The 12,623-nt window shown below is 66.2% G+C and carries 5 protein-coding genes; 3 read left to right on the top strand and 2 right to left on the bottom strand.

Features of this window, described 5'->3' with window-relative positions; translation table 11 throughout:
- Nucleotides 1-4 precede the first annotated feature (4 nt).
- Nucleotides 5-2,446 (bottom strand): FUSC family protein, encoded by a 2,442-nt coding sequence (locus C2L64_RS10205; protein WP_090838195.1) that lies wholly within the window; start codon nt 2,444-2,446, stop codon nt 5-7.
- A gap of 224 nt (nt 2,447-2,670) precedes the next feature.
- On the opposite strand from C2L64_RS10205, the gene recC reads away from it, so the two are divergent.
- Genes recC through recD form a run of 3 tightly spaced genes read left to right on the top strand, consistent with a single transcriptional unit; the run spans nt 2,671 to nt 11,761 of the window.
- Nucleotides 2,671-6,039 (top strand): exodeoxyribonuclease V subunit gamma, encoded by a 3,369-nt coding sequence (gene recC, locus C2L64_RS10200; RefSeq protein ID WP_090838196.1) that lies wholly within the window; start codon nt 2,671-2,673, stop codon nt 6,037-6,039.
- Nucleotides 6,036-9,755 carry an exodeoxyribonuclease V subunit beta gene (gene recB / locus C2L64_RS10195; RefSeq protein WP_090838198.1) on the top strand — a complete coding sequence of 1,240 codons (3,720 nt, stop codon included), beginning with the start codon at nt 6,036-6,038 and terminating at the stop codon, nt 9,753-9,755. Before recC ends, recB begins: the two co-directional genes overlap by 4 nt.
- Nucleotides 9,752-11,761: an exodeoxyribonuclease V subunit alpha gene (gene recD / locus C2L64_RS10190; RefSeq protein WP_090838200.1), complete on the top strand. Its 2,010-nt coding sequence runs from the start codon at nt 9,752-9,754 to the stop codon at nt 11,759-11,761. Before recB ends, recD begins: the two co-directional genes overlap by 4 nt.
- Before the next feature lie 23 nt (nt 11,762-11,784).
- On the opposite strand, the gene C2L64_RS10185 is transcribed toward recD, so the two are convergent.
- Nucleotides 11,785-12,444, bottom strand: a complete 660-nt coding sequence (locus C2L64_RS10185) for a VC0807 family protein (RefSeq protein WP_090838201.1) — start codon at nt 12,442-12,444, stop codon at nt 11,785-11,787.
- Between the last annotated feature and the right edge of the window lie 179 nt (nt 12,445-12,623).

Below are 12,623 nucleotides of genomic sequence, written 5' to 3'. Positions count from 1 at the left end.
TCAGCTAGTTCTCGGGCAAGCGGATCACGCCCGCATCCTTGCGGATCTGAAACGACGCGGCAAGCATCTGCTTGCACTGATGCGCGAGCAGTTTCAGATCGTGCACGGCATCCGGCGTGTAGTCGGGCGAGCGTTCCGCTTCGATCACCATCGCATCGAGTTCACGCGTCAACTGCTTTGAAATGTCCGCTTGATCTGCGGGAGGCGGGTCGCCTTCCTCGGCTTTCGCAAGGTTGTCGCGTATCACCGTCAGTGCACGTTGCAGCGGCTGATGCGACGGCCCGCCCATCTGTTGGGACGACGTGCGCAGCAACGGCGCCACCGCCGTGATCTGCGACGCGAGCACGTGAGAGCGCACGAGCAGGTCGTTCAGTTCCGGTACGAACTTCTGGGCGGACTTGGGCTCGAGCATCATCCGTTGAAACGCCTGGCCGAGATTGGCGAACGCGACATGTACGTTCTTGCGCGCGAGCCGGTAGCGATAGTCGCGATCGAGCGCGCTCGCGGCGGCAGCGGCGGCGGGCGTAGGGGCGGATGTTTTGGCTGCAGCACCCGGCGAACCAGCAGATGCGGCGGCCGATCCCGACGCATTCGATCCCGAAGCAGCCGGGTTGCCGGACATTTCCATGATTCCGCTAGCGCCGCTCGCGGCAATTTCCGCGATGGCCACGGCGGGCGCCAGCGCAGCCGCTTCAGTTAGCGCGGAGGGCGTGATGACGGCAGCGACCGGCTTGTCTCCCCACCACCAGCTTGCTTCCAGATAGCTGCGCATCGCGGCGATCATGTCGTTGACGAGCTTGCCCATCAGCCGATATTCCCAGTACGGGAACAGATGGCTCGCGGCAATCGCGATCGCGCAGCCGACGACCGTGTCGATCGCGCGCTCGCCGATGATATGCAGGCTGCCGGGCGCGAGCAGATGGAACATCAGCAGCACATAAGACGACGTGAACACGACACTCGCCGTGTAATTGAACAGCAGCAGGCTGTAGCTCATCACCATGCACGCGAACATCACGATGATGAGGATATGCGGTTCCTTTACGCTCATGATGAGCGCGATGCTCGCCGCGCAGCCGATCAGCGTGCCGACGATACGTTGTCCATTGCGCTGCTTGGTCAGCGAATAACCGGGTTTCAGAATGATGACGGTCGTCATCACGATCCAGTAGGCATTGGTGAGCGGCAACAGGCGCCCGAGCCAGAAGCCGATCGCGACGGCGATCGTCATGCGCAACGCATGCCGGAAGCTGGGCGACGCCATCGTCAGGTTCGAGAAGATCGAGCCGAACGGCACGCGGCGGCTCGACACGAAGCGCGTGAGCGCCTGGTCGATGCGCAGATCGGTTTCCTTCGTGCTTTCTTCGTTCGCAAGGTTCTTGCGCATCCGGTCGATCAGGCGCGTCGCGCTCCAGACGCGTCTGAACGAAGCCGAGACGGTCGAGTAGGCTTCCGGATTCTTCTTCGGCAAGTCCTGCTTGCGCATCAGGTCGATTTCGAATTCGATCGCGCGCAACTCCGCCTTCACGTTGATCCGCGCGCGCGGCGGCTCGTTCTGCAGCACGGCGAGGCCGATGTCCTCGAGGTCCGCGGCCGCCTTGCGAATCAGGTCACGATAAAAGATCAGAAGGTCCGAACCGCCGAACGTATTGCGCACCAGCGGGTAGTCGGTATGTGCGCCGACGAACTGCTCGTGCAGATCGACGGTATGAATGAACAGGTTGAAGAGCGTCGCGCGGCGTGGCTGCAAGCGGCCGCTCTTCAGCTTGGGCAGATTGCGCAGCACGATGTCGCGCGCGGCGTCCTGCATCGCCACGGCCGCAATCTGCTTTGCGACGAGGTTGCGGTAGCACTCGTCGAGATCGTTGTCGAGGTCGAAGAAGTCCGCGCGCGCGAGCAGATAGTCGGCGAGCGCGAATACGCTTTCGGCGAGCGCCTGCTGCTCGATCCGGTACATCATCCAGCGGCTCACGAAGGTCGACCAGTACGTGAACCACAGTCCGCCCACGAGTATCCACGACGCGTTGATGAGCGCCTGCATCGGCGTGAAGTGCTCTTCGAGCGTGACGACCATCATGAAGAGCGTCGCGAAGCTGATCTGCGGCCAGCGGTTGCCGTAGACGACGATCAGCGACAGCACGAACGTGAGCGGCACGACGGTGCACCACAGCGCGACGGGATTGACGGTCGCAAGCCCGGTGGCGAGCGCGGCGAGAAAGCCGATCACGCTGCACGCGAGCATTTCGTTGTGCTTGTACTTGAGCGGACCGGGCATGTCGACGGCACACGCGCCGAGCGCGCCCGTGGCGATCGTGAAGCCTAGCTCGCGGTTGTGAAACACGATCAGGCAAAGGACGGCGGGCAGCGACACGCCCACTGCGATGCGCAAGCCGCCATAGAAGTACTGGCTATACAGAAACTTCTTGATTTCGACTGAATAGCGCATCGACCGCCTGGTGTCTCGTGTCTGTATGTTGATGATGCAGCCGGGGCCAACATTCTGGGCCTGTCGCCAGCTCGAACTGCCGTCGAGTCTAACTGATTTGGCCCCGCCCGGACCATCTGCCGGATGGCCAGGTTTCGTGTCTGCGAATGCGTTTGCTATGCTGTCGCATCGTTTCTTCACACGGCCCGTGCATCAGCGCGGCGCCGCCTGTTTCAAGCCAATCCATGCTCCAGCTTTTCTATTCGAACCGGTACGATGTGCTCGTCGGCGCGCTGCTCGACGGACTAGGTGCCACGCCTTCCAGTCCGTGGACGGCGCAACCTGTGATCGTGCCGAGCGCGGCCGTGCGGCGGCGGCTGGAACTCGATATCGCCGCGCGTCAAGGCGTGTGCGCCAACATTCAGTTCAGTTACCTTGCCCAATGGCTGTGGACGCAGATCGGCGGCGTCATCAAAGACGTGCCGAAGAGTTCGCCTTTCTCGCCGGACCGGCTCGTGTGGCGCTGCTACCGTCTGCTCGGCGATGCCGATGAAGCGCGGCCGTGGAACGCGTCGCCGCGTCTGCGCAGTTACCTCGATGCTGCCGATGCGCCGATGCGCTATGAGCTCGCGCGCCGTGTCGCAACGGTGCTCGACCACTATCTGACCTATCGTCCCGAATGGCTGTTGCAATGGCAGAAGGGCGGTTCGATCTTCGCAAGCGGCGCAGCGGACGACTCCGGCCCGCGCCTGACGGGCGCGAGCGCCGCGGCGCGAGAGGACGAGCGCTGGCAGGGCGCGTTGTGGCGCACGCTGCTCGGCGAGGTCGCAGGCGACGCGCATTCCGCGGACGCCGCCACGCCGCCTGCCTATCGCTTTCTCGACGAAGTGCGCTCGCTCGATCTCGACGCGATCGCGCGAGCCGAGTGGCCCGAGTCCGTCAGCGTGTTCGCGCTGCCGACCATGCCGCCTTTGCATATCGCGTTGCTGCGCGAGCTGTCGCGCTGGATCGATGTGCGTGTGTACGCGATGAACCCGTGCCGCGAGTTCTGGTTCGACATCGTCAGCGTGGGGCGCGTCGAAGCGCTCGATGCGGCGGGCCAGCTCGACTATCAGGAAGTCGGCCATCCGCTGCTCGCCGAATGGGCACGCCAGACGCAGGCGCAGCTTCACATGCTGCACGAGCTGACGGAAAGCGCGGCCTCGGCCGAGGCCTCGTACTTCGCCGAAAACGCCGCGCCGACATGGCTCGCCGCCGTGCAGAACGGCATGCTCGATCTGCGCGACGAGCGCGATCTCGACGCGCAGCCCGAAGAACGCGGCATCGAAGTGCATGTGTGCCATAGCCTCGCGCGCCAGCTCGAAGTGCTGCACGACCGCCTGCTGGGCTGGTTCGACGAGTTCGACGATCTGCAGCCTTCCGATGTGCTCGTCACGTTGCCTGATCTCGGCGCGGCCGGCCCGCTGATCGACGCCGTGTTCGGCACCGCGCCCTCGGGCGACACGCGCCGCATTCCGTATCGCATTACCGGTTTGCCGCCTTCGCAGGCGAATCCCGTGGCGCGCGTGCTGCTCGACTGGCTCGCGTTGCCCGAGCGCAATGTCGGCGCGCCGGAGTTGATCGAATGGCTGCGTGTCGACGCGATCGCCGCGCGCTACGGCATCGACGCGGCGGCGCTCGAAGACATTCAGGAATGGCTCGCGGCAGCCGGTGCGCGGCGCGGTCTCGCACCCGTGCCGCCCGCCGACAGCGCGATACCCGTCGCGCGCCACACCTTCGCCGATGCGCTCACGCGCCTCTTTCTCGGCTACGCGATGCCCGAAGGCGGTCAGCCGGTAGATGCATGGCTGCCCGTCGAAGGCGCTGACGGCTCGGATGCGGAACTGCTCGGGCGCCTCGCGAGCTTCGTCGACGATGTCGATGCGTTCGCGCGTCGTTGCTCTGACGACATGACGCCCGTCGAATGGACGCAATTGCTGCTCGAAGTGCTGGGCCGCTGTTTCGACGGAGGCGTCGACTTCGCGGACAGCCTGGCCACCGTGCGCGACGCCGTCGATGCCATGAGCGAAGCCATGCGCGCGGGCGCGGGCGACACTCCATTGCCAGCGGCCGTGGTGCGTACGTCGCTGTCCGAAGCGCTCGACGACCCGGCGCGCGGCGGCGTGCCGTGGGGCAGCGTCACGTTCTCGTCGCTGACGAGCCTGCGTGGCTTGCCGTTCAGAATCGTCTGCATGCTCGGCATGGACGACGGCGTGCTGCCGAGCCTCGCGCGCGCCGACGAGTTCGATCTGATGGCGGAGTTCGGCAAGGCGGGCGACCGCCAGCGGCGCGACGACGAGCGCAATCTGTTCCTCGATCTGCTGCTTGCCGCGCAAGACCGTCTGCTGATCGCGTACACGGGGCGCAGCATCCGCGACAACGCGCCGTTGCCGCCTGCCGCGCTTGTCGACGAACTGCTCGATCACCTCGCGCGTGTTTCATCCGCGGAGGATGCGTCGCCTGCCGAGCTGGACGTGGCACGGCGCGCATTCATCGTCGAGCATCCGTTGCAGCCGTTTGCTTCCGATTACTTCAACGCGAAGAGCGGCCTGTTCACGTACGACACCGACCGCGCGGAACTGGCCGCGTTGCTCGCCGCGCCGTCACGCGAGGCGCCCGCGCCATTCTTCGATGCGCCGCTGCCCGCTGTGCCGAACGAGCCTGTGCCCTTCGACGACTTCCAGCGCTTCTGGCGGCATCCCGCGCGTGCATTGCTGCGCGACCGGCTTGGCATCGTGCTTTCCGATGCACAGGGCGAGCTTCTCGATATGGAGCCGTTCGAACTCGACTTCGCGGGCCGCGATGCATTGGCCGAGCGTCTGCTGCCTGCGCTGCTCGATACGGGCTTCGACAGCGAAGCCTTCGAGCGCGTGCAGCGCGTCGCGGAAGCGAGCCCCGAGTTGCCGGGCGGCGCGACGGGCGCGGTATGGCGTACGCGCGAGCTATCGGCGTTGCGCGGCCTTGCCGACCGCGTGCGGCGCGAAGTGGCGTCGGGCGTCACGCGCCTGCCGTTTTCGCTCGACATCCACGCGCGCTGGCCCGACACCGGCGACATCGCGCTCTTTGGCCCTTACGAAACGGCGTTGCGCAAAACATCGGAAGGTCCATTGCAACTGCAAGGCACGCTCAATCTGCTGACGCCGACGGGGCAGGTCGTGTTCCGTTACGCGCGGCCCACGGCGCGCGATTATCTGTCCGCGTGGCTGTCGCATCTCGTCTATTGCGCGGCGCTGCCCGACGGTCCGCGTCGCACGGTATGGCATGCGAGCGGCGAGTCGTTCGAGCTTGGGCCTGTTGAAAAGCCTTTGGATCAACTGGCGCCGCTTGCCGCGTTGTTCAGCGCAGGGCGCGCGTTTCCGCTGCGCTTTTTCCCGAAGAGCGCATGGGCGAAGGTCAGTGACGGCGATTCCGCCGCGCAAGGCGCGTGGATCAGCGAGCGCGTGCGGGGCGAGTCCGATGACGCCGCGTTACGCATCGCGTTTCGCGGCGCGCCGCTAACGCTCGACGAACCGTTCGGCACACTGGCCGCGATCGTTTTCAAGCCGCTGGTCGCACATCTGAGGAGCGCATCATGAGCGGTACGGCATGGATGCATGCGCCCGCGGCGCAGGAACTCGATGTGTTCGCGTGCGATCTCGACGGCGTCAATCAGATCGAGGCCTCGGCGGGAACGGGCAAGACATGGAACATCTGCGCGCTCTATGTGCGGCTGTTGCTTGAGAAGAATCTGAGCGCCGATCAGATTCTCGTCGTGACATTTACGAAAGCCGCGACGGCGGAGCTGCATGAACGCATACGCGGGCGTCTCGCCGAAGTGCAGCGCGCGATCGAAACGGGCGACGATGGCGGCGATCCGTTCATCGTTCGGCTGTTCGAAACGACGCTTTCCGAAGAACGCGGCATCGACCTCGAAGCCGCCGCGAAAACGGTGCGCCGTGCGTTGCGGACGTTCGATCAGGCAGCCATCCACACGATCCACGCGTTCTGTCAGCGCGCGTTGCAGGAAGCGCCATTTGCCGCCGCGATGCCGTTCGCGTTCGAGATGGAAGCGGACGATGCCGCGTTGCGTTTCGAGCTGGCCGCGGACTTCTGGCGCGAGCAGGTCGAACCCGTTGCGGGGGCGCATCGGTCGTTCGCGGCGTGGCTGGTCGAGAAGGGCGCGGGTCCCGCGTCGCTCGATGAACAGCTTGCGCGGCGGCTGAAGAAGCCGCTTGCGCAGTTGCGCTGGGGCGATGTCGGCGGAGCCGAAGGTGCGCCGAACGATATGCAGGCGCGCTTCGACGAAGCCTGCGAGATGTGGCATGCCGAGCGCGACAATATCGTGCGCCTGCTCGAACAAGCGCAGGAGCGTCTGAGCAAGACCTCGCACAAAGCCGAAACGGTGAGCTCCGCGATCAGCGCGTGGAGCGACTATTTCGCACAGGACGACTGTCACGCGGCGCCGCCGAAAGTAGCGCTGAAACTGACGGCCACCGCGTTGACGAAAGGCACGAAGAAGAATTTCGAGCCGCCCGCGCATGCGTTCTTCATTGCGGCCGACGAACTCGCCGCCGCCTCGCTCGCGGCGGAAGCCGCGCAGCGCGCGCGCTGGCTAGGTCTGGTGCAGAAGTGGCTCGACTATGCGCCGCACGAACTGACGGCAAGAAAGCGCACGCGCCGCGTCGTGTCGTTCGACGATCTGCTTTCGAACCTGTATCGCGCGCTCGCCAGTCACGTGTGGCTCGCGGACGCGTTACGCAAGCGCTATCCCGCTGCGCTGATCGACGAGTTCCAGGATACCGACCCGCTGCAGTTCGCGATTTTCAATCGCGTCTTCGCGCCGAAGGGTCCGCTCTTTCTCGTCGGCGATCCGAAGCAGGCTATCTACAGTTTCCGCGCGGCTGATCTGCACACCTATCTCGCGGCGCGCGCGCAGGCGTCGGCGCGTTACACGCTCGCCGTCAATCAGCGTTCGACGGCACCCATCGTCGAGGCGTGCAACCGCATTTTCGAAGCGAACGCGCGGGCGTTCGTGCTCGAAGGGCTCGACTATCAACCTGTGCGGGCAGGCGAGCGGCAGCGGCCGCCGCTCATCGACCGCAACGGCGCGGCGGATGGCGACTTCCGCGTGTGGACATTGCCGCAAGGCGACGCGGTGCTGACCAAGCGAGACGCGCAGCGCGCGGCGAGCGAGGCGTGCGCGGCGGAGATCGTGCGTCTGTTGCGCGGCGCGCGCGACGGCAGCGTGATGATCGGCGACAAGCCGCTCGCGCCCGGCAATATCGCCGTGCTCGTGCAGACGCACAAGCAGGGCAGCCTGATCAAACGCGTGTTGTCCGCGTGGGGCGTGGGCAGCGTCGAGCTGGCGCAGGCATCCGTGTTCGAATCGCTCGATTCCGAGCAGATTGAGCGCGTGCTGGCCGCCGTCGATACGCCAGGCGATCTGCGTCGGTTGCGCGCGGCGCTCGCGACCGACTGGTTCGGTCTCGATGCCGCAACGCTGTGGCGGCTCGAACAGATCGACGACGCTTCGTCCATATCGGGCGACGCCGCGCACTCTGTCGATGCAATGAGCTGGGTCGAGCGCTTCTCGCGTTACCGGATGCTGTGGCACGAGCGCGGCTTCGCCGTCATGTGGCGCACGCTGATGCGCGAACTGCGCGTCGCGCAGCGGCTCGTAGAAGGCGCGGAAGGCGAGCGGCGCCTGACCAACGTCAACCATCTGGCCGAACTCGTGCAGGCGCGCGCCGCGACGCAGCCGGGCATCGCGCCGACTTTGCGCTGGCTCGCCGCGCAACGTGCGGAAAGCGGGCGGGGCGGCGAAGAAGCGCAGCTGCGGCTCGAGTCGGACCGCAACCTCGTGCAGATCGTCACCGTGCACAAGTCGAAGGGCCTCGAATACGCGGTGGTGTTCTGTCCGTTCCTCAATGACGGCCGCCTGCGCGAGCCGTATGCGACTGTCCTGCCTGACGCGCTCGAATATCACGATGACGATGGTGCGGCCGTGCTTCACTACGGCAGCGACGAAGAGCAGGCGGATCACGCAAACCGCCAGGCGATGCGCGAACAGGCGGCCGAGCGCGCGCGGCTGATCTACGTCGCGCTGACGCGCGCCGTGTATCGCTGTTACCTGGTGGCGGGCGCGTATCTGGCGTCGAGATCGACGAAGGAATCGGCGCGCAGCGTGTTGAACTGGCTCGTTGCGGGCAAAGCGCGCGATTTCGATGAATGGCTCGCAAAGCCGCTCGATGACGACTCGGTCTATCAGCATTGGGAGGCGCTGGCAGGCGACCCTGTGGCCATCGCGGATCTGCCGTCCGTTACGCGTCGGGTGCCGCTGGAAAGCCTGGCCGACAGCGGCGCTCGCATGCGCGCCCGCATGAACCAGCGCGCATTGCGCGACACGTGGCGCATGGCGAGCTTCAGTTCTCTGATCGCGGCGGGCTCGCGGACCGACGATGCGTCAGCGGTAAGCGAAGAAGCACGTCCGGATCACGACGAACTGGCGGACGTGGCCAGCGGCGAGTCGAGCGCGGCTCTTTTCGATGTGGTCACGGCGCCCGTCGAGCTCGCGCCCGACGACATCCTCACCTTTCCGCGCGGCCCGGCGGCGGGCGAGTGTCTGCACCGCATGTTCGAACTCGCGGATTTCGCCGACCGCAGTACGTGGCCGCACGCAATCGAACGCGCGCTGCACGAGCGGCCAGCGCCCGCCGAGCCTGAACTCGCGCAACGTCTGCCCGCGATGATGCACCGCCTGCTTGGCGATGTCGTCAGCACGGAACTCGTGCCTGGCATGACGCTCGCGGCGCTCGATCCGAAGCGCCGGCTCAACGAGATGGAGTTTCTGTTCTCGGCGGCATCGCTGGACTTTCCCGCGTTGCGCGCGCTGCTCGCCGCGCAGGGTTTTCCCGACGTCGCGCTGGAGCAGGGCGCGCTGCGCGGCTTCGTCAAAGGTTTCATCGACATGATCGTCGAGCACGACGGGCGCTTCTGGGTGATCGACTGGAAGTCGAATCATCTCGGCGACACACCCGACGACTACGCCGCCGCGCCGCTCGACGAAGCGATGGCGAGCCACGCGTATCACCTGCAGGCGCTGCTTTATGTCGTCGCGCTGCATCGCTATCTGCGGCTGAGACTCGCGGACTATGACTATGACAGGCACATTGGCGGCTATCTGTATCTGTTCGTGCGCGGCGTGCGGCCCGGCTGGCAACACGGCGAACATGCGGCGGGCGTGCATGCGCGGCGGCCGGACTACGCGCTCGTCGTGGCGCTCGATGTATTGATGGACGGAGGCGCGCAATGAGCACGTTCGATCAGCCGTTGCCCGATGTCGAGGTCAATGTCCCCGCGCCCGCGGATTTCAGCACGGCGCTCGCCGAAGGCTTCGCGCGGCGCGTGAGCGCGCTTGCGCAACGTGGCGGCGCATCCGCAGACGCCGTGCGCTGGGCCGCGCGCGGCGCGTTTGCGGCGAGCCGCGCGACATCGGAAGGACACGTGTGCGTGCCGCTCGACGAACTCGCGAAGCGCTACGACGCCGAGGTCGCGCAAGTGCGTGACGCATTACTCGCGAGCGGTGTCGCAAGCGACGGCGTGCAGCCGGCGCATGCGTTGCGCCCGCTCGTCGTCGATGGGCAAGGGCGGCTTTATCTCGCGCGTTACTACGATTATGAAAGACGGCTTGCGCAGTCGCTCGTCGGACACGCACGAGGCGCGGATCAAGATGCCGTGTCGGCGGAGATGTCATCTCAAGGTTTGCGCGACAGGCTGCTGCGTTATTTCGGCGAACCGCAGGACGATCAGATCGACTGGCAGCGCGTGGCTGCCGTGATGGCGCTGTCCGGGCGGCTGACGATCGTCAGCGGCGGTCCGGGCACGGGCAAGACGACGACCGTCGTTGGCGTGCTCGCCTGTCTGCTGGATGCGCGCGCGGACTTGCGCATCGCGCTCGCCGCGCCAACGGGCAAGGCCGCGCAACGGATGCAGGAGGCGCTGCTCGCGCGCGCCAGTTCGTTGCCGCAGGAACTCGCGGCGCGTTTGCCGCAAACCTCGTTCACGTTGCATCGGTTGTTGGGCACCGGGCCGAACGGGCGCTTCCGTCATCATCGGGACAACCCGCTGCCGTATGACGTGATCGTGATCGACGAGGCGTCGATGATCGACGTCGCGATGGCGACGCATCTGTTCGATGCGCTCGCACCTGACACGCATCTCGTGATGCTCGGCGACAAGGATCAACTCGCGGCCGTCGAAGCGGGCGCCGTGTTCGCCGAGTTGAGCGCGCAACCTGCGTTCACGGCCAAGGGCGTCGGCTCGATCGCGACGGCACTGGGAATCGATGAACGCCGTTTGCGTGACGCGTTGCCCACGGGCCGTGACGATGCGCCGTCGGAAGAAACCCGGCCGTTTTTCGACGACCTGTTCGGCATGCCGTCCGAGGTGTTGTCTTCATCGGATGAGACGCAGCCGGCGCCGCTCGCCGACTGCGTCGTATGGCTCGAACGTAACTATCGCTTCGGGCTGGAGTCGGCGATCGGCCGGCTGTCGCTCGCGATCCGGCGCGGCGCCGCGCAGGAAGCGCTCGACGTACTGCATATCGATCCCGCCAAACCCTGCGCCGCGGCGTTTCACGAAGACACCGATGCCGCGCCCGCCGAACGCACGATCCAGCGGCTCGCGGCCGGTTTCGCGCCCTACGCGGACGCGCTCGCGGCGGCGCTCTCCGACGGTGCAGCAGGCGCGGCCTCGCACGCGTTGGCGCTGTTCGACGCGCTCAATCGCTTCCGCATCCTGTGCGCGACGCGACTCGGCTCGCGCGGCGTCGAGCAGATGAATACAGCGATGGCCGCGCAGGTTCGCCGCATCGCGCGCGTGCCGCTGGCCGTCGGCGCGCAATGGTTCGCGGGCCGACCAATCATGGTCACGCGCAACGACTATGCGCTGGGTCTGTTCAATGGCGATATCGGTATCGCACTGCCGGGCGCGGACGGCGCGCTGCGCGTGTTCTTCCGTAGCGCGGACGGCAGCCTGCGCGCGGTGTCGCCCGCGGCGCTGCCGCCGCACGACACGGCCTTCGCGCTCACGGTGCACAAGTCGCAAGGCTCGGAGTTCGAACACGCGGTGCTGATGCTGCCGTCGACGTTCAGCCGGGTGCTGTCGCGCGAACTCGTCTATACGGCCGTCACGCGGGCGCGCGAGCGGGTCGAGGTGGTCGGCTCGCGGGCCGTGCTGATGCGCGCGATCGCAACGCCGACGCAGCGCGACTCCGGGCTTGCCGCGCGAATCGTCGAAGCGATGCGGGATGACGTGTGAGAGGACGTGCGGGGTGACGTGAATTAGTTGGCGGCCGTGCTAGGCGGCGGTTCCGTTTCGGATTCCGCCTCGCTTTGCGCGAGGTCGCGCAGCGTGCGCCGATACCACAGCGTCCAGATCATCAGCGCGCCGAAGATGCCGTAGCCGACGAACGGCGACACCACCAGCACGCGCTCGATCGGCCAGTGCCACGCCATCCAGCCGCGCAGCGCGGTTTCGCCCGTGAGGCCGAGGCCCCACGTAGCCGTCAGCACCCGGATTCCCCGGGCGAACGCCGGGCGCTCGCGCCACAGCATGTCGATATGGGCGGCGCCGTTGGTCATCTCGCGGGCGACGAACGCGCGCGTCAGGTAGAACACGGCGGGCCGGCCCACCAGCAGCGAAAGCAGGAACGCCACACCAATCGCGCCCGACACCAGCGACTCGCGGAACAGCAGCATGCGCGGGTCGCCGCCCAGCGCCATCGCGCCGATCGACAGCACGATGCCGAGCAGCACCGTCAGGCTGAGCGCGTCGGCGCGTCTGAAGCGCACGAGTTCGACGATGCTCCACGCGACGGGCGGCACGGCCGACGCAATCAATCCGCCCGTGTCGCCCCAGTACGGCTGCGCGAGGCGGTACGCGACCCACGGCAACACGAGATTGACGACGAGTTCGAGCACCTGCGCGGGGCGCATTTTCATCACGATAATTGGCCCTCGGGCTGAAAGTCTCAGTATCGGCGAGATCGTCGATGGACGGCAAATGCGTGGCGCGTTGAGTCAGCAATGCGGGAGGCAATGCAAACGCTACGCTTTGTGCACGCAATTCGCATACCGCTTATGCGTTGGCAAATAGCCGGTTACACTTTCCCGTTCCATGT

The organism is Paraburkholderia hospita (assembly GCF_002902965.1).
Taxonomy (GTDB): domain Bacteria; phylum Pseudomonadota; class Gammaproteobacteria; order Burkholderiales; family Burkholderiaceae; genus Paraburkholderia; species Paraburkholderia hospita.
The sequence above is the reverse complement of the archived record's forward strand: the minus strand, read 5'-3'. Positions and strand labels throughout refer to the sequence as shown.